Genomic DNA, 24,868 nt, shown 5'->3' with positions numbered 1-24,868 from the left:
ATTTTTATAGCGTTGCAGTGTAAATTCGCACCTGAAAGCGTGAAATTAATCTTAATGAGATCTTTGCACGAGATAGGTGCGAAAGAAAAATGAGGAAAAATTTACCTTATTGCGGCGGAAAATGCAGGGAATAGCTAGCTATTCGCAAGTTTTTCAACAAAAATAAGGTGAATTTTAACCATTTTTACTTGTACATACTCTCGTGTAAAGGTCTCATAATCAATTATTGTTAATTTAATAAGCAAAAAAGTAAATTTATAAAATATATTGGCTTGAATGTAAAAATATTATCCCTATATTTTAGGTAGTTATAAAGATTATATTAAGGAGTTTGCCAATAATGATGGACAAATTTACTACTCAGTTTCAAAGCGTTTTAGGTCAAGCACAGTCTTTGGCCGTAGGTAAAGACAATCAGTTTATTGAGCCAGTGCATATTTTAGCGTCTTTGCTGGAAGAGTCAGCAGATTTAATGCAGCTAGCTAAAGTTAATGTACCGCTTTTGAAAAAGACGTTATCAGAAAAGATTGAAAGTTTACCCAAGGTTTCAGGGGCTGGAGGCAACGTTCAGTTATCTCAACAGTCTGCTAATGTTTTAAATCTAATGGATAAACAAGCTCAAAAAAATGGTGATGCTTATATCGCCAGTGAGTTGTTTTATGTTGCTTTATTAGAAACATCAGATATCGCTGCCAGTCTTTTTAAAAAAGCGGGGGCGAATAGTGAGGTCATTAATCAAGCAATTCAACAAGTTCGAGGAGGTGAAACCGTGCAAGAACAAAATGCAGAAGAGAACCGTCAAGCGTTAGATAAATATACCGTAGATTTAACGGCTCAAGCAGAAGAAGGTAAGTTAGACCCTGTCATTGGACGTGATGATGAGATTCGTCGAGCCGTGCAAGTTTTACAACGACGTACCAAAAATAACCCCGTATTAATCGGTGAGCCAGGTGTGGGTAAAACCGCCATTGTGGAAGGTCTAGCACAACGTATTATTAACGGTGAAGTGCCTGAAGGTTTAAAGAACAAAAGATTGCTTTCATTAGATTTAGCAGGCCTGTTAGCGGGTGCAAAATACCGTGGTGAGTTTGAAGAGCGTTTGAAATCTTTATTAAAAGATCTTGAAAAGCAAGAAGGACAGGTCATTCTGTTTATTGATGAAATTCACACCATGGTTGGCGCGGGTAAAACAGAAGGTTCAATGGATGCCGGTAACATGCTAAAACCTGCTCTAGCAAGAGGGGCTTTACACTGTATTGGGGCAACGACCTTAGACGAATATCGTGAAAATATTGAAAAAGATGCCGCCTTGGAACGACGTTTTCAGAAGGTATTGGTGGATGAGCCAACTGAGCAAGATACCATTGCCATTTTGCGTGGTTTAAAAGAGCGTTATGAAGTGCATCACGGGGTAGATATTACTGACCCTGCAATTGTTGCTGCAGCGACCTTGTCACAACGTTATATTACTGACCGACAGCTACCCGATAAAGCCATTGACTTAATTGATGAAGCGGCTTCTCGTATTCGTATGGAGATTGATTCAAAACCTGAGGTTATGGATAAACTAGACCGTCGTTTAATTCAATTAAAAATTGAACAGGTTGCGCTTAAAAAAGAGAAAGATGACGCTTCTAAAAAACGTTTAGCCATTCTTCAAGATGAGATTCAATCTTTGGAAAAAGAGTATTCAGATTTAGAAGAAATTTGGAAAAAAGATAAAGCGGCTTTACAAGGCGCTCAGCAATTTAAAGAGCAGTTAGAAGCCGCTAGAATCGAGCTGGAAACGGCTCGCCGTGCGGGTAATTTAGCCAAAATGTCAGAAATTCAGTACGGTAAGATTCCTGATTTAGAAGCTAAAATTCAAGCGGCAGAAGTCGCAGAAAATGAAGTTGAAAATGAAGAGAGTTCTCATCTTTTACGGAATAAGGTAACGGAAGAAGAAATCGCCGAAGTGGTTGCTCGTTGGACGGGAATCCCGGTATCTAGAATGATGGAAGGCGAGCGTGATAAGTTATTGCGAATGGAAGAGGCGCTAAGTAAAAATGTTATTGGGCAAACAGAAGCCGTTAAATCGGTTTCAGATGCCATTCGTCGATCTCGAGCAGGCCTGTCAGATCCAAATAGACCTAATGGTTCATTCTTGTTCTTAGGGCCAACGGGAGTGGGTAAAACAGAGCTCACTAAAGCATTAGCAGACTTTTTGTTTGATACTCAAGATGCCATTGTTCGTATTGATATGTCTGAGTTTATGGAAAAACATTCTGTTGCCCGTTTAGTGGGCGCACCTCCTGGTTATGTGGGTTATGAACAAGGTGGTTATTTAACCGAAGCGGTTCGTCGTAAACCTTATTCTGTGATTTTATTAGATGAGGTTGAAAAAGCTCACCCGGATGTATTTAATATTTTGTTACAAGTATTAGATGATGGGCGTTTAACTGACGGACAAGGGCGAACGGTAGACTTTAAAAATACGGTAATTGTGATGACTTCTAACTTAGGCTCACAAGTGATTCAAGAGAAAGCAGGAAAAGCGACTTACGATGAAATGAAAGCTGATGTTATGGACGTGGTAGGTGATTACTTTAGGCCAGAGTTTATCAATCGTATTGATGATATTGTGGTGTTCCATCCGCTTGGAAAAGAGCAGATTCGTTCTATTGCCAATATTCAATTACAAAGTTTGCGAAGCCGATTGGCTGATGCAGATATTGGTATGGAGATTAGCGATGAAGCCTTAGATTTATTAGGCGAAGCTGGATTTGACCCAGTATTTGGTGCAAGACCATTAAAACGTGTTATTCAACAACGTGTTGAAAACCCGCTTGCGCAAAAAATCTTGCATGGTGATTATCTTGCTGGTTCAAGGGTGATTATTGCTTTAAAAGATGGAGAGATTGTTTTTAGTTAAACCTGTCTTTGATATTAAGCTATGCCATTTAAAATAGGCAAAAAAAACCGCTATAAAAAGCGGTTTTTTTTTGAGTTAAAAACTCTTTAGCCGAAAGTGTCAGCCGTAATGTTTTTAAATTAAGAATGAGCATTTAAATAGAATGATTTAGATGCTCAATATTCAGCGTCTTAAGTCAATTATTGGCTTGGAGCCTGCTTTTTAGCTAGTCGGTTTGTTCGTTGTTTTTTAAAGATTCAAACTGCTTAACTTTTTTGTAGGCTTTTCTAACCGCTTTTCTAACTTTTTTCTCTACATCTATATGTTCTTCTACTGACATATAAAAAGACATATCAATATCGTAACGAATATAGCGTGGAGGAATTCTGTTTAATGCAATACATGCCATGTCTGCTAAGGCATTGTTATCATCAAATTGGTCAGAGTAGTTTTCGTTTATTTCGTTGAAGACAAGGCGTTCAAAATAATTATGTACGCTATCCATTGGCATAACAGCCTCCTTACGGATGGTTCCTGGAATATACATTGTTGCTTCCTGCTGTTCAAATATACATTAAAAGAGACCTTTGCACGAGAGTATGCACGAGTAAAAATGGTTCTAGGTGCCCCTTGAGGGTAAAAATTCACCTGATTTTTGTTGTACCCCAAGGGTACTTCCGTTGGGCGACAACTTGCGAATAGCTAGCTATTCCCTGCGTTTTTGGCCGCAATCAGGCAAATTCCCCCTCATTTTTCTTTCGCACCTATCTCGTGTTTATGCCCTTGGGTGCAAAGGTCTCTAAAAATTGAAGTGTTCAATTTAAGTTATAAGTCTTTAAGCGATAAATAGGCCAAAATGACTATAACGCTATATTTAGTAGACAAAAAATTTGTAGACAAAAATAAAAAATGTCTATGAATTTAGTAGAATTTAAATTTCTTTAAACGGTAATATCTTCAACTATACTCTATATTTAGCTATAAAAAAAGCACCCGAAGGTGCTTTAATTTACGCGGTAAAAACAGTGAATTATTACCTATTTTTCACGTGCAACTGCTCGATGTCCAATATCTGTTCGATAATAAACTTCATCCCAGTTAATCATTGAAACGCCTTCATAGGCTCGTTTTTGCGCAGCAGTAACATTTTCACCTAAAGCAGTTACGCAAATAACACGACCACCAGAAGTAATGACTTCATTGTTTTCATTTAGGCTAGTACCCGCATGAAAGACTTTTAAATCTGCTGCATTGGCTTTATCTAAACCAGAAATTACATCTGCTTTACGGTAATCGTCAGGGTAACCGCCTGCGGCCATAACCACACCTAAAGCAGCACGAGAATCCCATTTAGCCGTTACTTGGTCAAGTTTGCCATCAATGGCCGCTAAACATAAAGGGGCTAAGTCAGATTTTAAACGCATCATAATCGGTTGTGTTTCAGGGTCACCAAAACGGCAATTAAATTCTAAAACTTTAGGCACACCGTTGCGATCAATCATGACACCTGCATATAAAAATCCGGTGTAAGGAAGACCATCTTTGGCCATACCTTCAATGGTTGGATTAATAACCGTTTCCATAATGCGATTATGAATATCACGAGTTACAACGGGAGCAGGTGTATAAGCTCCCATTCCACCCGTGTTGGGGCCTGTATCCCCTTCATTACGTGCTTTGTGATCTTGTGAAGTGGCCATTGGTAAAACATGTTTACCGTCAGCCATAACGATAAAGCTTGCTTCTTCGCCAACTAAAAATTCTTCAATAACCACACGAGAACCAGCGTCGCCAAACTTGTTGCCCGCTAGCATATCAGAAACAGCATCTTTAGCTTCTTGCATGGTCTCGGCAAGAATAACGCCTTTACCTGCAGCAAGCCCATCCGCTTTAATTACGATTGGTACGCCGACTTTTTCTAAATAAGTATGAGCGGGTTCAATCTCGGTAAATACTTCATATTCTGCTGTAGGAATATTGTGTTTAGCTAAGAAGTCTTTAGAGAAGGCTTTTGATCCTTCTAATTGAGCCGCTCCTGCAGTCGGGCCAAAGCATTTTAATCCGGCTTCAGAAAACGCATCGACTACCCCTAATACTAAAGGAATTTCAGGGCCAACAATGGCTAGGTCAATATTGTTTTCCTGTGCAAAAGTTACCAGGCCTGGTATATCTTCAACAGAAATATTTACATTGGTTAAGTTGGGTTCAATAGCTGTCCCAGCATTACCCGGAGCGACAAATACCTCGGTAACTTCTTTTGCTTGAGCGGTTTTCCAAGCTAAGGCATGTTCACGGCCACCGCCACCAATAATCAATACTTTCATAGTTTTCCTTCGGAGTAGCGACTGTAATTTTTCCTAAAAAAGCTCAATCCTTCGTTCGAAAATGGTCACTTACACTTGTAAGCTCACATTTTCTGCCTTGACTTGAGTTTTTTTAGAAAAAATTACAGCCACTACTGTAATTCTTAAATTAAATTCATTAAAAGAGACCTTTGCACGAGAGTATGTACGAGTAAAAATGGTTAAAATTCACCTTATTTTTGTTGTACCCCAAGGGCACTTCCGGTGGGCGACAACTTGCGAATAGCTAGCTATTCCCTGCATTTTCCGCCGCAATAAGGTAAATTTTTCCTCATTTTTCTTTCGCACCTATCTCGTGCAAAGGTCTCTAAAAGTGTATAAAGGAAGGAGCGTTTTGCTTGAGGTCAAGGCGGATTGAAAAGCCGAAGCGCAGCGTACATTTTGTACGTGAGCATCGGAAGTTTTAATCCAACGCAGAGATCAAGTAAATAAGCCCTTCCGAAAGGCTAAGTTAATGCTTAAAATGTCTCATTCCTGTGAACACCATTGCAATTCCGTGTTCATTTGCGGCATCAATCACTTCTTGATCACGCATTGAACCACCTGGGTGAATGACTGCAGTAATACCGGCTTCAGCAGCGGCATCAATACCATCACGGAAAGGGAAGAAAGCATCTGAAGCCATGACTGAACCCGGAACTTCTAATCTTTCGTCGGCGGCTTTGATACCGGCAATTTTTGCTGAATAAACACGGCTCATTTGACCTGCACCCACACCAATGGTCATGCCGTCTTTAACATAGACAATCGCATTTGATTTAACAAACTTAGCCACTTTCCAAGCAAACATAAGGTCTTTCATTTGTTCTGCTGTTGGCGCTTTTTTAGTGACAACTTTAAGGTCAGCGGTATCAACCATTCCTAGGTCACGATCTTGAACCAGTAAGCCACCTGTCACACGCTTATAATCATAAGCCGCTTGTTGAGCACCTAATTCACCACATTCTAGTAGGCGAACATTTTGTTTAGCTTCAACGACTTTTTTAGCCGCTTCAGAGACGGTTGGTGCAATAATCACTTCAACAAACTGACGTTCAACAATGGCTTTAGCTGTTTGTTCATCAAGCTCTGTATTGAAAGCGATAATACCTCCAAATGCAGAAGTTGGATCAGTTTGGTATGCTCTGTCATAAGCTTCAAATTGGGTTGCGCCAATAGAAACACCGCAAGGATTTGCGTGTTTAACAATTACACAAGCCGTTTCTTCAAAAGTCTTAACTAGCTCTAAAGCTGCATCGGTATCAGCGATGTTGTTGAAAGAAAGGGCTTTACCTTGGATTTGTGTTGCAGTTGAAATAGACGCTTCAGAAGGATTGCGCTCAGTATAAAAGGCGGCATTTTGATGCGGGTTTTCGCCGTAACGCATAGATTGTTTTTTAACAAACTGAGTATTGTAGGTGCGTGGGAAGTTATCTTCTTGTTCTTCTGAAAACATGGTTCCGAAGTAGTTTGAAATTGCACCGTCATAACGTGCCGTTTGTTCAAACGTTTTAATTGCTAGGTCAAAGCGAGTTGCGTGACAAAGTTGTCCATCGTTATTTTGCAATTCTAATAAAATACGAGCATAGTCTGTTGGGTCAGTCACTACGGCAACATCTTTATGGTTTTTAGCCGCTGAACGCAACATTGTTGGGCCACCAATATCGATGTTTTCAATGGCATCTTCAAGTTTGCAATCAGGATTAGCTACGGTGGCTTCAAATGGGTATAGGTTAACCACTACCATATCAATCGCATCAATACCATGTTCTGCCATAATGGCATCATCAGTACCACGACGACCTAAAAGTCCACCATGAATTTTTGGATGCAGTGTTTTCACACGACCGTCCATCATTTCTGGGAAACCAGTGTATTCAGACACTTCTGTAACAGGTAAACCTGCTTCCGAAAGAACTTTATAGGTTCCTCCAGTTGAAAGGATTGCAACATTCATTGCAGTTAATGATTCAGCAAATTCTAAAATGCCACTTTTATCTGAAACGCTGATTAAAGCGCGACGAACTGGTTTCATTGAGGTCTCCAAAAATAAAACTAAAATTAAATGGGGTTTGACGTGGTAGCGGCATTCTTAATAGAAATCTAGCTTGCATCCAAGTCATATTTCTGCATTTTCTTTTTAAGGGTATTACGGTTAATCCCTAAAATATTAGCAGCGTGTGTTTGGTTGTTTTCTGTCTGTTGTAATACAAATTCAATAAGCGGTTTTTCGACTTGTTGAAGTACCATTTCATAAACATCAGTCGCACTCTGATCTTCAAGCGTATTAAAGTAAGTTTTTAACGTTACCGTGACTTGTTCACTTAACGATGTTGATTTTCTTCTATCTTCGAGTTTAGCATTAGTCATTAGTCATTAGTCATTAGTCATTAGTCATTAGTCATTAGTCACAGAGTCAGTTATGTTTTGTTTGCTTTACTTCTAAGGATTCGGGTTTTACTGATAGACGCTTGATTAAATTAAGCGTTTCCTAGCAGGTTGCTAAAGTATCGTTTAAGTAACGCCATTTGTTCAATTGCTGAGTTAAGTTGGTTAAACTCTTTGCGTAACAAGTTTCCATTAGGAAGTTTCTGTGTATACCAGCCAATATGTTTTCTGGCGATACGAACTCCTAAAGTTTCACCGTATAAATCGTGTAAACCTAGCGTATGCTGCAACATGGTCTGTTGATATTCCGAAAGACTAGGAGGTTTGTGTTGTTTTCCTGTCTTAAGATAATGATTTAATTCGCGAAATATCCAAGGATAACCTTGAGATGCTCTTCCTATCATAATGCCGTCAGCAGTCGTGTATTTTAATACAAAATGAGCTTGTTCGGGGGTGCAAATGTCGCCATTTGCAATAACCGGGATATTTACCTGGTTTTTAACCGCTTTTATGGTGTCGTATTCAGCACTACCTTGAAACTTATCATCTCGTGTTCTACCATGAATAGTTATCGCTTTTAAGCCCTCGGACTCGGCTATTTGAGCAATTTGAAGCGCATTTTTATTTTCGCGGTCAGTTCCCGTGCGGGTTTTAACGGTAACGGGCACAGAAACGGCATTAACGACCGCATTAAATATTTCTTGAACCTTTTCTGGATTGCCCATTAATGCAGAACCTGCAGCCACACTACATACCTTTTTAGCGGGGCAGCCCATATTAAGATCAATAATTTGTGCACCTTGAGAAACTTGCCATGCCGCAGCTTCGGCTAACTCCTGCGGATTAGTTCCAATTAATTGTACGGCGCGAGGCTCAGGGTCATTTATATTTACATGACGAGTGGAGGATTTTTTTGATTCCCAAAGCTGCTTTTTTGAGGCAACCATCTCTGCAAGTGTATAGCTAGCGCCATTTTGTCTGCAAATATCTCTGAATACAGCGTCAGTGATACCGGCCATTGGAGCGAGTACTATATTGTGTTCAAATTGATAAGGGCCGATTGTGAGCATAAATTAGCAATACGTAATATTTAATATGTAATATGTAATTGGAAATCTTTAAAAAAGGTTATTTTGTTGGGTTTGAAATGATTTTTTGTCTATTTCTTGTGGCTTCAGGTCTAGAACAGCCAGAATGAAAACAACCAGGCCTGGTTGTTTCCATTATTGATTTTTTGTACCCGCTAAAAGTCCCCATTCTTCTTTTGTTTGAAGGGTATGAAGATCAATTCCTTGGGTTTTATAATGCTTAATTAATTCATCTGCTTGGTTAGATAATAGACCAGAGAGCACTAATGTTCCGCCAGGCTTAAGGAGTCTGTCAAATTCAGGAGAAAGCTCTTTAAGTGGTCCGGCAAGAATGTTGGCAACAATCAAATCGACAGGCTCAGAATTAAAGTCTTTTACCAAGGCAAAATCAATTTCAGCATGATTACGTTCAGCATTTTGTTTACTGGCGATAATTGCCTGAGGATCAATATCTGTTCCTTTAACGTTATTTGCCCCCAGTTGTTTAGCGGCTAACGCTAAAACACCTGATCCACAACCATAATCTATGACTTGTAGGTTTGTAGGTGTATTTTGATCCAGCCAAGTTAAGCATAATGAAGTAGTAGGGTGGGTACCCGTGCCGAATGCCATTCCAGGGTCTAGCATTAAATTGATTGCATCTGCTTGTGGTGGTTCACACCAGCTTGGCACAATCCAAAGTCTATCGCCAAATTGCATGGGTTTAAATTGATCCATCCAAGCACGAATCCAATCTTTGTCTTCTAGTTGCTCAACCTTGTATTGTTCAGCTTTCACTTGTGGAATCATTTGGGTTAAGCGATCAATAACTGCTTTGCTGTCGATTTCTGCATCAAATAAACCAATAACTTTGGTTAATCCCCAAATGGGCGTTGTACCAATCTCAGGTTCAAAAATAGGTTGGTCTTTTGCATCTTCAAATGTAACTGAAGCGGCTTCACATTCCATTAAAGCATCGGATAAGGGTTCTGCCAATGCTTCCTCAACGGCGGTATTTATTTGAATCCAAGCCATAAAATTTCCAATAATTTGCGATTTATAAAATGTAAAAACCACGAAGACACGAAAGCACGAAGAAAACCGATAATAAACTGAATGAACTTACCAGGCCTGGTAAGTTTATTCAGTTTATTTCTGAGAGCAGATAATCCGAGAGCTTTGTAGCCGTTAGGTGTAAAGCTCTCAATTTAATTCTCTTTTACTTCATGCCTTCGTGTCTTCGTGGTTAATAAAGACAGAAGAAGGTTAAACTAAGTGTTCTAAACGCTCTTCAAGGTAGTGAATATTACGTCCACCATCTTGGAAACCACCGTCATTCATGATTTCGCGTTGTAGGCGAATATTGGTATCAATACCTTTAATCACCATTTCACTTAGGGCACTGTCCATGCGAGCTACAGCGGTTTTACGACAGCTACCAAAACAGATTAACTTACCAATCATTGAATCATAATGAGGTGGTACAGAGTAGCCAGTGTAAATGTGCGAATCCCAACGTACTCCTAAACCACCAGGTAAGTGTAATCTATCGATTTTACCTGGAGAAGGCATAAAGTTACGTGATGGGTTTTCTGCATTTACACGACACTCAATGGCATGACCCGTCAGTTTAATGTCTTCTTGTTTAAGCGTTAACGGCATACCGGCGGCTACTTCAATTTGAGCTTTAACCAAGTCAATGCCGGTTACCATCTCGGTTACGCAGTGCTCAACTTGTAAACGTGTGTTCATTTCAATGAAATAGAACTCGCCATTTTCGTATAAGAACTCAAAAGTTCCCGCACCACGGTAGTTAATTTCAATACAAGCGTTAACACAAGCGGCACCAATGGTATTACGTTGCTCTTCAGTTACGCCCGGTGCAGGGGCTTCTTCAACCACTTTTTGGTGGCGACGTTGCATTGAACAGTCTCGTTCACCTAAGTGAACCGCATTGCCTTGTCCATCAGCTAAAACTTGAATTTCAACATGGCGAGGGTTCTCTAAGAACTTTTCCATGTAAACTTCAGGGTTACCAAAGAAACTTCCTGCTTCAGACTTAGTTAACTGAATTGATTTAAGAAGGCTGGCTTCAGTATGCACGACTCGCATACCGCGGCCACCACCACCACCCGATGCTTTGATGATGATGGGATAACCAATCTCTTTTGCAATACGGTGGTTTTCAGCATCATCTTCACCAAGAGGACCACCTGAGCCAGGAACGGTTGGAACGCCAGCCGCTTTCATTGCACGAATAGCAGAAACCTTGTCACCCATAATTCGGATAGTTTCAGCTTTTGGACCAATAAAATGAAATCCGCTTTCTTCAACGCGTTCTGCAAAGTCAGCATTTTCAGATAGGAAACCATAACCAGGGTGAATCGCTTCTGCATCGGTAACCTCTGCGGCAGAAATGATTGCGGCCATATTTAAATAACTGTTTGTTGAAGCTGGAGGTCCAATACAAACGGACTCATCGGCTAATAAAACGTGCTTTAAATCAGTGTCAGCGGTTGAATGAACCGCAACCGTTTTAATCCCTAGTTCTTTACAAGCTCTTACAACACGTAGGGCAATTTCTCCACGGTTAGCAATTAGAATTTTTTCAATCATACTGCTTCCCTTATTCAATGATGAATAGTGTTTGACCAAACTCAACTGGTTCGCCATTTACGGCAACAATTTGTTTAATTGTTCCTGTTTTATCAGATTCAATAGGGTTCATGATTTTCATTGCTTCAATGATACATAAGGTGTCGCCTTCAGAAACTTTGTCGCCAACTTTTACAAATGCACCCGCATCAGGAGACGGTGACGAGTAAAATGTTCCGACCATTGGAGAGGTGACTTTATGACCATTCGCTTCAGAAGAAGTCGCTTCTGCTGCTGGAGCCGCAGCCGCAGCCGCAGGCGCGGCTACTGGAGCTGCTGCAACCGGAGCGGGTGCCGCTGCAACGGGCGCAGAAACCATAACTTGTTCTTTGCTGCGAGAGATACGAATGTTGTGTTCGCCTTCTTTGATTTCAATTTCAGCAATATCTGATTGCTCTACAATTTCAATTAGTTTACGAATTGAACGAATATCCATGTTGTATCCTCTGTTCTTATTTTAGGTATCAATTTTTAAAAATTGGGTTAAGCGCATTACTGCACAATTTGGTTGTTTTGTATTTGCTTTGTATTTGTTTAAATTAGAAGCTTTTTAATCTTCTAATTTTTCAACAGCGGCTTCTAAAGCCAGTTGGTAGCCTTTAGTACCTAATCCAGCTATTACACCTTCCGCTATGTCAGAAAAATAGGAGTGTTTTCTAAATGCTTCACGTTTGTAAATGTTAGACAAGTGAACTTCAATAAAAGGCACATTAATGGTGGCTAAAGCATCACGTATCGCGACACTAGTGTGTGTAAAAGCGGCAGGGTTAATAATGATGTAGTTGGTTCCATCATCCATTGCTTGATGAATACGTTCAACAATTTCATGTTCTGCATTACTTTGAAAGTCAAAAAGACGCACGTTATATTCATCCGCGAGTTCAACTAAGCCTTCCACAACATCATTTAAGGTTTCTGAACCGTAAATTTCAGGTTCTCTGCGCCCTAGCATATTGAGGTTTGGTCCATTAATTAGCAGAATCGTTGCCATAGCTTGCCTTTGTCAGCGAGTTTACAAGTAATTTAATGGCTGAATTATAACGTAACTGTTGTGATATCTCTACGTAAATAACAATAAAACTAAAAGGTTTTTAACGTGAAATGATGCGTTCTGTTTTGAATGTGCTAGAAAATATATAAAAAAGAGGTTTTATAATTAGAGACCTTTGCACGAGATAGGTGCGAAAGAAAAATGAGGAAAAATTTACCTTATTGCGGCGGAAAGTGCAGGGAGTAGCTAGCTATTCGCAAGTTTTTCAACAAAAATAAGGTGAATTTTAACCATTTTTACTCGTGCATACTCTCGTGCAAAGGTCTCAATTAGAGAGGGTTGCATAGAGTGAGTTGCAGTTAAATCTTGGAGGAAGTAACTGCAATAGAGATTTTATTTATTTAAAAGCATTATTGATGTTGTTAATAAAAGCTTCTGGCTCTTTAAAGCCAACAACGCGTTGAACTTTTTGTTCGGTACCTGACTTATCAAAAAACAGAATGGCAGGCGGTCCAATAATTCCGAATTTTTTCATTAACGCTTTGTCTACTTTATCGTTAGCAGTGACATCAGCTTGAATTAAAGTTACGCCTTTAAGAGCTTGGTGAACGCCTTGGTCGGTAAAGGTTTGCGCTTCCATCTCTTTACAGCTAATACACCAATCCGCATAGAAATCGAGCATAACTGGCTTGCCTTTAGCTAATTCAGCATCTAAATCTGAAATTGATTTAATCGTTTTAAAGCTTAAGTGTTCAGACTGTATTTGAGCGCCTGAAGAACCACCTTGAAACACTTTTAAAGGTTGAAACATTTGAGTGCTTCCACCTAATAAACCGATTAATAACATGGTTCCGTAGAAGAATAGAGCTAGGCCAAATCCTTTTGCAAGTTTTAACCAACCTGATTTTTCTGAGGTACTTTCAAACGCACCTAGATAAACCGCTGACATCATAAAGAGTAAAGCCCAACTTAGCATGGCAAGTTCTGCAGGCATAATTCGTTCTGCCATCCAGATCGCAATACCAATTAGCATTACCCCAAATACGGCTTTAACATTATCCATCCACGCTCCAGCTCTCGGTAAAAGTTTGCCTGCCGAAGTTCCTAGAAGTAGAAGAGGTAAGCCCATCCCCATGCTCATAGCAAATAGAGCGGTACCGCCAAGTAATGCATCACCTGTTTGGCCAATGTAAATTAAAGCGCCTGCAAGAGGCGGTGCAACACATGGGCCAACAATCAGCGCAGATAAAAAGCCCATAATGGCAACACCAGTTAAAGTACCGCCTTGTTGTTTGTTTGAAATATTGGTTAGTTTTGACTGCAGGCTACTTGGTAGCTGTAGCTCATAAAAGCCAAACATTGAGAAGGCTAATAGTATAAAAATAATGGAAAAACTACCAATGATCCAAGGGTTTTGGAATGCCACTTGAAGGTTTTCACCAAAGACACCAGCAAGCACTCCTGCAACGGTATAAGTGACTGACATAGCAAGCACGTACACAAGAGACATGACAAAAGCGCGACGTGTTGTCAGTTGATCGCCTTGGCCAACAATAATACTAGATAAAATGGGAATCATTGGAAATACGCAAGGTGTAAAGGCTAGCAATAATCCAAAGATAAAGAAGGTGGCAATGACAATCCATACGCTACTGTTCTTAAGCGTATCAGCAATTTGGTCAGTTTCTGAGAGTTCTTTATTGGTTGCTGCAGATGAGGAGGATGTGTCTGTTGAGTTGTTGGCACTATCAGTAGTACTGTTAGCAGCACTGTTATCCTGAGTTTTATCCTGGATATTACCCTGGACATTATTCGTTGCATTAACTTCGGAAGCGTTGATTTCAATTTGTTTTTTAACAGGCGGGTAACAAACACCGGATTCAGCCGAACACCCTTGGTATTCAATTTGAATCGTCGCTTTATCCTTAATGGCTGAAATAGGTAATGTCCCTGATGTCAAACCATGAAAAACCAGTGTTTTACCAAATAATTCATCATCAATGAGTTCTGCTTTAGGAAGTGTTAAAGGTTGTAAAGTTGCATCACCTTGAATTACCGTTGCTTTGAATTTATCTTTGTAAAGATGGTAGCCGTGAGCAATATCCCAGGTTAATTCAAGTTGTCCATTTTTTATTTCATGACTAAATGCAAACGCATCATTTGCATCTAACAGCTCAGGCTGCTCGTTATCTTGTTGTAAAAATCGGTTTAAGGCTGATAACGACCCTAATTTTTGTTCATTACTATTAGAGCTTGTTGCAGCAGACTGAGTTGCGGCAGGAATATTTAAGGTAAAGTTACGCGTTTGGGGTGGATAGCAAACGCCAATTTTATCGGCACAACCTTGGTATTTAATGGTAATTACAGTAGTTGTTGCGTTACCGGTAAAGGGCAGTGTAATCGCCGCTTGGTCATGAAATACTTCGCTCTTACCAAATAAAATGTCATCAACTGTTTCAGATTTTGAGAACTGAGGAGTCGCAAGCGTAATATTGGTTGCGGTGACACTCATTTTGTCTTTGTAGAGTTTGTAGTCTTTAGCAATCTTCCAGTTGATATTAATAGTTTGATTGTTGATATTGGGTTGTTGCAAAGCAAAGGCATCATCCACATCAAGCAATTCATCTGAAGCCATGCTATTTGCAGAAAACGCGATAAAAAATGATATTAAGATTGAAGATAGTAAACTCTTAAAATTAATGTTTTTATATTGAATATTGAGATTCAATTGGGCTTTAATTTTTTCTAGTATCATAATATTCATGTGCCTTATGCTTGAAAAAGTCTTTTTTGAACCTATTTAAAAAAGACAGAGCGCTATTTGATGTTAACGATTAAACATTGAGACCTTTGCACGAGAATATGCACGAGTAAAAATGGTTAAAATTCACCTGATTTTTGTTGTACCCCAAGGGCACTTCCGCTGGGCGACAACTTGCGAATAGCTAGCTATTCCCTGCGTTTTCCGCCGCAATCAGGCAAATTTTACCTCATTTTTCTTTCGCACCTATCTCGTGCAAAGGTCTCACATTAAATTAAGCGAGTTAAATGTCATTATGCAATTATAATCTTTTATGGCTTTTAATAAAGCGTGCTAAGTGTCTTAATCGTGAAGATTAAGTCTCCCTCAATGTTTTTAACCGACTGTAAGGTTAGACTCAAACTATTCCTTATAAATAGAGACCTTAAAATGAGAATTTTATTCCTGCTTTTATTTGTTGTACCGTTAATAGAGCTGTATTTTTTAATACAAGTTGGCAATGTGATTGGTGCTTTACCCACTATTTTACTCACCATTTTTACGGCTGTTCTGGGGGTGTTTTTAATACGTAGTCAAGGCATGGCGACTTTACAAAATGCTCAATTAGAAATGGCCGCTGGAAAATCCCCACAAGGGAGTATGCTTGAAGGTGTATTTATCTTTTTTGGAGGCGTATTTTTATTTTTTCCAGGATTAATTACCGATTCAATCGGTTTACTGTTTTTAGTCCCATTAATACGTCGATTTTTAATTAAACAAACGTTAAAAGGTATGCAAACCTCAAGCCGCTACCGTTATCAATCTGAAGAATCCGTTTATGAAGGTGAGTGGGCTGAAAAGCCAGAGCAGCCAGCTAAAGCGATTAAAAAAGATGTGATAGATGGTGAGTTTAAAGAAAAATAAAAGTTAACCGCTAAGACATGAAAGCACGAAGATTTCTGAAGTCTAATACCAACTTAAATTAAATGATTAATCAATATAGACATAATGATTTATTTGCTAAAGAATTGATGACACATGCTTTTCTAATAGCTTAGATTTATTTTTTATTTCGTGTGCCTCAGTGCCTTAGTGGTTGGTTTTTTAAGTGCTTGAGAATCCATTTAATAAAAATTTTGAGGCAAGTTAATCGAGAGTATCTAACAATGCAAGGTAGCCATCTTGATAGCTTGGGTAAATAAACTCATATCCTGTCGATTTAATACGCGCGTTAGAAAGTCGTTTGTTACTGCGCATTTGGCGTGATGACTCTTTAGGCTCAATGTGTTCAACATCGGGTACACAAAGTTGTTCGGCAAGCCAGTCATAAACTTCACATGAAGAGGTAGGTTGATTGTCGACTCCTACGTAAAGTGATTCCACTTTTTCAGGATTTTTAATATCGTAATTCATTAAATGCGCAAGCATTCCAGCACAATCGGCAGAGTGTATTCGGTTGCTCCAAACATCTTCCATACAGTGAGCTTTACCAGATTGAACTAAATCAATTAAATGAGTTCTGCCAGGGCCATAAATTCCCCCAAAGCGGATCACCGTTGATGGTATTTTGCTTTCATTAATTAAGGCTTCCCCCTCTAATAATCGTTTGGTAGAAAAATTGGCATCTGAAGTCGGGCTTGTTTCATCGACTTTTTCACCGTCACTTTGACCAAATACTGAACTACTTGAGATAAAAAAGAGTCGTTTTATGTTTTTGTTTTGCATGGCTTCTAAGGTATGTTGCACACCTAAAACATAGGCTTGGTAATAAGCCGAATCCTTGTACTTTCCAGCGGAGGCAATATAAAAAACATAATCAATATCAGAAGGTATTTCAGGCAGTTTTAAAGCTAAATCGGCTTGAATAGGAGAGATTGAATCCGGAATGTCTTCAACATTGCGTCTAATTCCGTAAATAGTATGGTTTTGTTGAACTAATAAAGAACCTAACTGACAACCAATGTCGCCACAACCTGCAATTAAAACATTCGCCATAAAAACTTTTCCTTAAAACGTAGATTGGTTGAGTCAATAGTATTCATTAACTAGCAGAAACACAATGTTTGAAGGCGGAAATTTGATTAAAAAAATATGACAAGAGCTGATGCTTGAAAGTTACCAGACCTGGTGGGTTGTTTTAAAAATCTGATGGGGGTGTTAAAAATATTAAGTAATAAAAAAGCCGCACTAGATAAATCTAGTACGGCTATTTAGCTTGAACTAATTTCAGTTAAGAATTAGAAGTTCATTTTTAAGCTAACAGTGTAACCCATTTGTGAGTGTTTAACTGTATGTGAACTTGCTCCAGTAAGAAGTGTTGTATCAATCGTTTTAGTTACTTCAGGAGCATAAACAACTGAACCTTCGATCATTGTATTTTTACTTAAAGAATATCCTCCACCTAAAGAAACATGGCTTTCAACTATACCCGGAAAGAAATGGTTGTTAAGTAGGTTAATTGCTTGATTTTCTCTAGTGGTATCGCTTAATTTATCTATTGGATCAGAACCAAAGTTATAACCAGCTCCTATCCAATAATCGTTACCAGAGTATTTGGCTCCTAAAGCTAAGACATTTTGGTCTTTCCAGTTAAAATCTTTATAACCTTCGGCATCGCCCCATTTTATTTGTTTAGCATCCGCAGTTAACATAATGTTCCCCGTTGTATATGCGGCACCAATTTTAATTGTTGCTGGTTGCTCTAGTTTATCACCTAGGTTTAATGCTAGGCCTAACCCCGTATTGAAGCCAGCAGCGGCAGTTGAAATCTGATCTTTATATTCCATTGAAATTGCTGATTCATAAGAAGCACCAATTGTGAAATTTTTGGATACATCAAAATAAGCACCTAAATTATACCCATAACCAAGGTCTGTAGACATGCCGTTTCCAACAGTTCCACCAAAGTCATAATTGATATCTAATGCACCATATTGAATCACAGGTGCGAATCCAATACCAAAATTATCTTCATTGTAAGCTAAAGATGGAGCAAATTTCAGCAGCTGTAGATTGCTGTAACCTTTAAATAAAGCTGATTCATCACGGTAATCAACACCCATACCCGCAGAACCAAACATGCCTAAACCAAATGTCCAGTTATCGTTGATGCGAGTTGACATTGATACTTCTGGGATAATGTTAAGGTCATTGTCGCTCTTAGAAGTTTTAGTTGTACCAGGAGCTGCAACATCAGTAGAAGCTTCAACATTCGGCATAAATACTGTACCACCAATGGTAAATTCAGAACCAGTAGATTTCCCTAATAAAGCAGGGTTTGTTAGTGCGTTCTCTGAACCGTAAAATGCTGCAGTACCTGTACCACCTAAAGCACGTGCTTGAGCACCTAGACCGATTAGGTTATCACCATTGGTTGCTAAAACCGGTGTTGAAATCATTGCTGCTGATGCAATTGCTAGAGCTAATTTAGTTTTTTTCATTTTTATTCTCTTGTTGTTGTTTTTTGTTAATCAGGTTTGGTTTTACCAGGCCTGGTTATCTGTTTCGAGTGCTACTATGCAGTAATTAAATACATATTGGTAATTAAAAAAATTTAAGTCTTCATTAAATTTATATAAGTATTTAATGGTATGTTTATGTATGGCGGTATAAAATTTTTTATGGCTTATAACTGGTTGAAATGAATAGATAAAAAAACTATTTCTACGTAAATTAACTGTATTTATGGGGGGCTGTAAATTTTTGTCGGTTGGTAAATGTTTATGTGTTGCAGATTTACTACACTTTTTTTAGCTTTATTTTAAGTATTGGGTTTGTAATGGGTTTAGCTGAGAGTGGTAAATAGTCTATTAATTAGTTGTTGGTTTGAAGTTTATCTTTGGATTGTTAATGGAATTTGTATCAATTTAATTAATGCTTAAGAGGGGAGTTGAGTTTTTGTTTATCGATGGCAGGACTAAGCTTTATTATTTGTGGTTGAGATAGCGAACTTACAGATTGGTTTGGAAGCTTTAGATAGATTTGTTAAAGGAATTTTTTGCGAAAAAAAACCGCGAGATACCATCGTATTTCGCGGTCTTATGTAAAGGCCTGGGTAATAAGTAAGTCTAGTTATTTATAAATCTAGTTATTCTATAAGTCAAAAGGGAACTAATAACCGGGCCTTTTGCTTTATCCCCCACTCATTTGTTGGGTGAGATAAAGCAGCTAGTAAAGGTTGGGCTTAGAATTCCCCTGATTTACCTTTTTGAAGCATTTCCCACATAGTGTTACGAACTTGCATGGTTGCTTCGTAAAGTTCTGGAGGCATTTTTTTACCCATTTTAATTGCCATATCCATGTTCATTGTATAAATATGTAGACGACCATCAGGTTCTTCAATGATATTTACACGACAAGGTAGGAAGCCGCCCATTGCAGGAGAGAAGTCAATCATTTTACGTGCTGTATCAGGGTTACAGAAAGACATTACGTGAATAACACCAGATTCAACACCACGAGCTTTTAGTTCTTCAGAAAGAGGTAACTCACCAACGTTTTTAATGTTGTTTGCAATACCTACACCATTGATAGCGTCAATAACGTCTTCTAGTTCTACACCTTCATCAACAGTTACTTCCCACATAGTTGCATCAGCTATATCACCTTCTGCATCTACCCATTTGTCCCAGATTTCCATGAAAGTATCGCCAGCGCCATCATTTAGGTTGCCGATTGCATTCATAGTTCCACAACCTGATAAAGTTGTTACGGTTACAGCTAAGATGGCTGCTTTAAATAAGTTAGTTAATTTCATTCATGTTCTCCGTTGAAATTGGATTTTTATATGAGGGTAAACATTACGTCTCTAATTTTCAGAGCTTAGATTACTTATTAATGCATTAAAAAGAAAACTAAAATTTTTATAGGTTTTATAACTTAATTTTATTAAGAGTTGCTAATACTCTAATATGTATTTGCCTAAATAAGATTAAATCCTAGTAAATTCAGTAAGTTGTTTAGTTTTTTATTGTTGGTTGATGCGACTTTATGCCTATTAAATTCTCTGTAAATCGGAAAATTTCTTCGATAATCTTCATACTTTTTGTGAACCTCTGAGATATTTTGGGAGCGTATTGCTCTGTCATCATTCTTAATATCATGGGATTTATTAAGTATTTGATGTATGGCGGTTTGAATTGGGTCAACTTGTGTGATTGAAATTAGCTCTGGATTTTCAGGTAGTTTGTTCTGCCAACCGGTTTGTGGTTGAGTGCTCCAATAGTTGCAAAGTTGATGGTATACCATTGTGCTCCCAGCGACTTTTGCATCTAAAGAATGCCCTGCTACATGAGGTGTGGCTAGGAATGCTGTTTTATAAAGTTGTTCATTAATATTAGGTTCGTTTTCCCAGCAGTCAATAATATTGGCTAGAGTCGGTGTGTTTATCCAGGCTTTTTCATTGATAACACCACCGCGAGCAGCATTAATAATGATTTGGTTAGGGCTGATTTTGGCGAGCTTTTCAGCTGAGATTAAGTCATATGATGGGTGTTTGCCTGTTTTTGTTAGAGGCGTGTGTACGGTAATAATATCTGCCGTTAAACAAGTATCAAGGTCTACATAATTATCACTATCTACCAGGCCTGGTAGTTGTTCTACTTTTGGAGGGTCATTTAATAAACAGGTCATTCCAAGCTGCTTCGCTTTGTTATAAACCTTTTGACCAACATTGCCCACTCCAATAATACCCAAGGTTTTATCCGTTAATGTAAAGTTAAAGGTCTCGGCTAGCTCATATAAAGCGGTAATGATATATTCTGCAACGGAGTTTGCATTGCAACCCTGTGCAGAGTAAAACTCAATATTTTGGTTTTTTAAGTATTCTTGATCTATGTGGTCTAACCCAACCACGGTGCTTCCTACAAATTTGATTTTACTGTTTTGTAGTAACTCTTGATTTACTTGGGTTCGTGATCTTACGATTAAAGCGTCTGCATTTTTGACCGTGTTTGCATCAATAGATTTGCCGGGTAGGGTGATAACTTTTCCAAGATGTGAAAAAATAGCCTCTGCATAGGGTACGGCATCGTCAATAACAATGGTTTTTGAAGGAAGTGTCATAATAGTCATCTGTTTGATTAAAAGATAAAGAGAGCTTTGCACTAAATTTTGTAAAATCATCTCGTGCAATCATCTAGTGAAATCATCACCTGCAAAGCTCTCATGTATTTTGCCACGAAATCAGGTGAATCGGCTGTAAGTTTTCAGTTCTCGCAAATAATAAAGAGTTTAGTTTTGAATAAAAGAAATAAAACAACATTGATTAATGGCCCAGCAGGTAACCTTGAAGTAAGAGTCAAGCCTCAAGTGGATGCCGTTGAAGAGGGAGACTTGGGTAAATTAGGTGAAGTGGCTAAGGCGGAAGTGGTTAAAGTGGTTGTAATTAGTCATCCGCACCCTCTTTACGGCGGAACAATGGATAATAAAGTCGTTACCACTTTAGAAAGAGCTTTTGCAAAGCGAGGATATGTAACCATTGCATACAACTTTAGAGGGGTAGGACTGAGTGAAGGTGAATATGATAGTGGTGTGGGAGAACAACAAGATTTAGCCGCTGTTTTTAATTGGGCTAAAGACACCTTTAATAGTGAGTATTTGGTTTTAGCGGGTTTTTCGTTTGGTAGTTATGTTTCGCTCAAGTCTTATATGTCTTGGAAAGAACTTTTTTCTTGTCAGCCACAAGCCATTTGTACTGTAGCACCTCCCGTGGGTTTGTATGATTTTTCAAAAATAGATGATATTGATGTTCCTTGGATGCTTATTCAGGGTGGGCAAGATGAAGTGGTTTCCGCTAAAGAAATCTTAGATTGGAGTATGGGTTTGAAGAATAAGCCAGATGTGTATTGGAGAGAGGCAGCAAGTCACTTTTTTCATGGCGAATTGGTTTGGTTAAGGAATGTAGTAGATTTAGGGTTTTAGTTTGGGTTTTAGTTTTTTAAAAAATCTATTTCGATAAAAAAATAGGGAATATAAGAATTTGCTTATATGCTCTAAATCCTTATAATACCGAACATATTATAAAATGCTTATATGTTAATAAGCTTGAGTTATGAGTTAATAATCGCTATGGTTATTTTATGAGACCTAAGCTTCAGAGCATATATTCGTGAAAAGGTCTTAACGTTAATAAAAAAGGATGGTTTACCATCCTTTTTTGGTTTTTGAAAATCCCCTTGCGATAAGTTAGATTCAAGTGGCTGGAGAGAAAATGAAACAAGGTAAATTGGTTAAAAATAAGTTAACGGTCTTGATGCTGGCATTGTCAGCTTCTTTACCATTATCTGCTTATGCAGAAAAAATGGATTTTAAAGCTTGCGTAAATGCTGCTTTGTTAGAAAATCCAGAAATGTCCGTGAGTGATGCAAGAATTAAACAGGCTCAAGGGGCGCTCTCAAAAGCAGAATCTAGCCGTTTACCCCAAGTTACACTTTCTGTTACAGGCAGTAATTCTGATAATGCTTTGAATGTATTTGGAATGAAGTTACAGCAACGTCAGGCTTCATTATCTGATTTTGGATTTGATAGCGCAACTTCGAGTGCTTTCGGTTCTGGTGATTATAGCTACCAGCCAGATAAGCTAAACCACCCTGATGCCCATACAGATTTTGATACACGTATAGAGATATTAGTTCCTGTTTGGAATGGTGGCAAAATTGGTAGCTATGAAGATCAGGCACAATCTATGATTGAAGCGGCTCAAAAAGGCGATTTGGCTGTTCAGCAGTTTTTGACCTTTAATGTTTATCAAGCCTATGAAGCTGTTCATGCTGCCCGTTCTTATATTACGGTTGCAAAACAGGCTAAAGAAACGGCAGATTCCTATGTAAAAACAACCCATAACTTAGTTGAACAAGGGGTGGTAGTACGTTCTGAATTTTTAAGTGCCAAAGTAAATCAGTCTTCTGCTGAGGTAGCTTTATTAAAAGCGCAAGGTCAAGAGCAGATTGCAATAAATACCTTAAAAATGTTAATGAGTGTAGATGCCTCTGCAGATGTCGATGTGGCGAATCGTGTTGATTTAGAACTGCCTGTGGATAATGCAGAAGAGTTGATGTCACTGGCATTAAATAACAACTATCAGTTAGCGGCTAAGCGTGATGAAGCCACGTCAACAGCATTTGCAATTAAAGCGGCGGAAGCCGCTTATTATCCAAGTTTTAATGTGATGTTAAGACAAGATTGGAATGATGAGTCTTTAGCATTAAATAATGGTTCTTACACTATCGCAGGGGTTGTGTCTTGGAAAATTACAGATTTTGGTGTAACGAGTAGCAGTGTAGATATGGCTAAGGCATCTGCGGCACAAAAAAAATCGGCGGTTAAATCGCAAGAAAATAAATTACGTTTAGATGTGTTATCAACCTGGACGAAGTTGCAAATTGCTACTAAACAAGTGGGTTCTAGTGTTTTAGCGGTACAGCAAGCGGGTGAAGCGCAAAAATTAATAATGAAGCGTTATAAAAATGGGGTTTCTACCATTACGGAAGTTTTGGCGGGTGAAACACAGCTAGATAAAGCGCGTGCTGATTTGGTATCTGCACGTTATGACGTAAATGTACTAAAAGCAAAATTGCTTTTATTAACTGGTCGTATGGATATTCAGCGTATTTAATCGACTTTTTAAGAAGATTATTTAACGTGTAACTAAAATTTGCAAATAGATCAAGTATTGAGGTTCAAAATGAAACAAATCTCTAAAGTAATTGGAATGTCATTGCTGGCAGTAACCTTTGGTTTAAGTGGTTGTGACCAGGAAAATGAAGAGCAGGTACAACAAGCTTCGGCTAAGACAGTGCAGGCAGATGTGGTAACGGTTGCATTAGGCGCGGTGCCGTTGACGTCGGTTGTTCCTGGTGCGGTTGTGCCAGACCAAAAAGCACAGATAGCTTCGCGTTTAATGGGGTATATCAAAAATCTTGATGTAAAAGTTGGTCAAGAGGTTAAAAGTGGTGACTTGTTGTTCTCGATTGATTCAGGTGATATTAAGAGTAAAATTTCGCAGGCAAATGCAGGATATCAACAAGCTTTAGCGGCCTTAAAAGATGCCAGATTAGATTACAAACGTTTTACGAAACTTTATAAAGAAGATTCGGTTTCAAAACAGCAATATGACAAAATTAAATTACAATACAGCGTTGCTCAAGAAAACTTAGCTTCAGCTAGATCAGGCTTGCAACAAGCTAAGGCTCAACTAAATTATGCCAATGTAAAAGCGCCTTTTGATGGTGTTATTGTGCAAAAGATGGCGGTTGCAGGTTCATTAGCGGCTCCAGGTAACCCAGTGGTTGTTATGGAGAATCTAAAGTCTTTAAGTGTTCAAACTCAGGTCTCAGAAGATTTATATGCCGTTCTTAGAAATGGCGATACAGCTAAAATCATTATTGATGGAATTAAAAAACCTTTTGTAGGCACTATTTACACTTTAGTGAGTGCAGCAGATCCAAAAACTCGTACACACACTGTTAAGTTAAGTTTACCGAATGTCAATGATGTCAATAGTGGGACTTTTGCCAGAGTGATTTTTAAGCGTGGTGAACGCCAAACAATGATGTTGCCTGAATCAGCAATTATCAATCGCGCTGGAATTGAAGGGGTTTTTGTTGTTGAAAATGGTCATGCCTTTTTCCATATGGTTCGCACAGGTGCATCAATGGATGGCATGGTTGAAGTGCAATCTGGCTTAGCTTTAGGTGAGCAGATTGTGATTAGTAATAACCAAGACATGCTTAATGGTGACGTGGTAGAAACGCCTCAATCTGCTGAACCTGTGAATGCAGCCAAAGGAGCTTAATG

General features: G+C 38.7%; 19 protein-coding genes. 5 read left to right on the top strand and 14 right to left on the bottom strand.

The genetic code is table 11. The annotated features are described in order from the left end of the window. The first annotated feature begins 340 nt into the window (after positions 1-340). Positions 341-2,911, top strand: a complete 2,571-nt coding sequence (gene clpB / locus BS34_RS0108680; protein ID WP_199774083.1) for an ATP-dependent chaperone ClpB — start codon at positions 341-343, stop codon at positions 2,909-2,911. Between the two features lie 205 nt (positions 2,912-3,116). Here clpB and BS34_RS0108675 read toward each other — a convergent pair whose 3' ends face one another. From BS34_RS0108675 to dsbD, 10 genes are all read right to left on the bottom strand, one after another. Beyond that, positions 3,117-3,437 carry a late competence development ComFB family protein gene (locus tag BS34_RS0108675; RefSeq protein ID WP_233993178.1) on the bottom strand — a complete coding sequence of 107 codons (321 nt, stop codon included), beginning with the start codon at positions 3,435-3,437 and terminating at the stop codon, positions 3,117-3,119. Positions 3,438-3,927: 490 nt separating this feature from the next. Beyond that, positions 3,928-5,214 (bottom strand): phosphoribosylamine--glycine ligase, encoded by a 1,287-nt coding sequence (gene purD, locus BS34_RS0108670; protein WP_029408130.1) that lies wholly within the window; start codon positions 5,212-5,214, stop codon positions 3,928-3,930. Between the two features lie 490 nt (positions 5,215-5,704). After that, positions 5,705-7,267, bottom strand: coding sequence for a bifunctional phosphoribosylaminoimidazolecarboxamide formyltransferase/IMP cyclohydrolase (gene purH, locus BS34_RS0108665; protein ID WP_029408129.1), 1,563 nt, complete (start codon positions 7,265-7,267; stop codon positions 5,705-5,707). Positions 7,268-7,335: 68 nt separating this feature from the next. Then, the gene (locus BS34_RS0108660) at positions 7,336-7,602 is read right to left on the bottom strand and encodes a helix-turn-helix domain-containing protein (RefSeq protein ID WP_029408128.1); all 267 of its coding nucleotides are present in this window, start codon (positions 7,600-7,602) and stop codon (positions 7,336-7,338) included. 110 nt (positions 7,603-7,712) lie between these two features. After that, positions 7,713-8,690 carry a tRNA dihydrouridine synthase DusB gene (gene dusB, locus BS34_RS0108655; protein WP_029408127.1) on the bottom strand — a complete coding sequence of 326 codons (978 nt, stop codon included), beginning with the start codon at positions 8,688-8,690 and terminating at the stop codon, positions 7,713-7,715. A gap of 153 nt (positions 8,691-8,843) precedes the next feature. Continuing rightward, positions 8,844-9,722, bottom strand: coding sequence for a 50S ribosomal protein L11 methyltransferase (prmA, locus tag BS34_RS0108650; protein WP_029408126.1), 879 nt, complete (start codon positions 9,720-9,722; stop codon positions 8,844-8,846). Between the two features lie 231 nt (positions 9,723-9,953). After that, complete coding sequence (accC, locus tag BS34_RS0108645) at positions 9,954-11,303, bottom strand: acetyl-CoA carboxylase biotin carboxylase subunit (protein ID WP_029408125.1); 1,350 nt, start codon at positions 11,301-11,303, stop codon at positions 9,954-9,956. Positions 11,304-11,313: 10 nt separating this feature from the next. Then, positions 11,314-11,778, bottom strand: coding sequence for an acetyl-CoA carboxylase biotin carboxyl carrier protein (accB, locus tag BS34_RS0108640; RefSeq protein ID WP_029408124.1), 465 nt, complete (start codon positions 11,776-11,778; stop codon positions 11,314-11,316). Between the two features lie 114 nt (positions 11,779-11,892). Next, positions 11,893-12,333 (bottom strand): type II 3-dehydroquinate dehydratase, encoded by a 441-nt coding sequence (aroQ, locus tag BS34_RS0108635; RefSeq protein WP_029408123.1) that lies wholly within the window; start codon positions 12,331-12,333, stop codon positions 11,893-11,895. 397 nt (positions 12,334-12,730) lie between these two features. Continuing rightward, positions 12,731-15,097, bottom strand: a complete 2,367-nt coding sequence (gene dsbD, locus BS34_RS0108630) for a protein-disulfide reductase DsbD (RefSeq protein ID WP_029408122.1) — start codon at positions 15,095-15,097, stop codon at positions 12,731-12,733. Positions 15,098-15,523: 426 nt separating this feature from the next. Between dsbD and BS34_RS0108625 the strand changes: the two genes are divergently transcribed. Then, positions 15,524-15,997 (top strand): FxsA family protein, encoded by a 474-nt coding sequence (locus BS34_RS0108625; protein ID WP_029408121.1) that lies wholly within the window; start codon positions 15,524-15,526, stop codon positions 15,995-15,997. Between the two features lie 222 nt (positions 15,998-16,219). On the opposite strand, the gene BS34_RS0108620 is transcribed toward BS34_RS0108625, so the two are convergent. From BS34_RS0108620 to BS34_RS0108605, 4 genes are all read right to left on the bottom strand, one after another. Then, positions 16,220-17,068 carry an NAD-dependent epimerase/dehydratase family protein gene (locus BS34_RS0108620; protein WP_029408120.1) on the bottom strand — a complete coding sequence of 283 codons (849 nt, stop codon included), beginning with the start codon at positions 17,066-17,068 and terminating at the stop codon, positions 16,220-16,222. 242 nt (positions 17,069-17,310) lie between these two features. Next, on the bottom strand, positions 17,311-18,513 hold the full coding sequence (locus BS34_RS0108615) for an OmpP1/FadL family transporter (protein ID WP_029408119.1): 1,203 nt from the start codon (positions 18,511-18,513) through the stop codon (positions 17,311-17,313). Between the two features lie 743 nt (positions 18,514-19,256). Then, positions 19,257-19,829 (bottom strand): DUF302 domain-containing protein, encoded by a 573-nt coding sequence (locus tag BS34_RS0108610; RefSeq protein WP_029408118.1) that lies wholly within the window; start codon positions 19,827-19,829, stop codon positions 19,257-19,259. A gap of 164 nt (positions 19,830-19,993) precedes the next feature. Beyond that, positions 19,994-21,196 (bottom strand): 4-phosphoerythronate dehydrogenase, encoded by a 1,203-nt coding sequence (locus BS34_RS0108605; RefSeq protein ID WP_233993177.1) that lies wholly within the window; start codon positions 21,194-21,196, stop codon positions 19,994-19,996. A 114-nt stretch (positions 21,197-21,310) separates the two neighbouring features. Between BS34_RS0108605 and BS34_RS0108600 the strand changes: the two genes are divergently transcribed. The 3 genes from BS34_RS0108600 (at position 21,311) to BS34_RS0108590 (ending at position 24,866) form a co-directional block, all read left to right on the top strand. Beyond that, positions 21,311-21,994: an alpha/beta hydrolase gene (locus tag BS34_RS0108600; protein ID WP_029408116.1), complete on the top strand. Its 684-nt coding sequence runs from the start codon at positions 21,311-21,313 to the stop codon at positions 21,992-21,994. A 289-nt stretch (positions 21,995-22,283) separates the two neighbouring features. Next, positions 22,284-23,687: a TolC family protein gene (locus BS34_RS0108595; protein ID WP_029408115.1), complete on the top strand. Its 1,404-nt coding sequence runs from the start codon at positions 22,284-22,286 to the stop codon at positions 23,685-23,687. Positions 23,688-23,756: 69 nt separating this feature from the next. Further along, on the top strand, positions 23,757-24,866 hold the full coding sequence (locus BS34_RS0108590) for an efflux RND transporter periplasmic adaptor subunit (protein ID WP_029408114.1): 1,110 nt from the start codon (positions 23,757-23,759) through the stop codon (positions 24,864-24,866). The last annotated feature ends 2 nt before the right edge of the window (positions 24,867-24,868 follow it).

The sequence above is a fragment of the Thiomicrorhabdus sp. Milos-T2 genome, from assembly GCF_000702325.1.
GTDB lineage: Bacteria > Pseudomonadota > Gammaproteobacteria > Thiomicrospirales > Thiomicrospiraceae > Thiomicrorhabdus.
The sequence above is the reverse complement of the archived record's forward strand: the minus strand, read 5'-3'. Positions and strand labels throughout refer to the sequence as shown.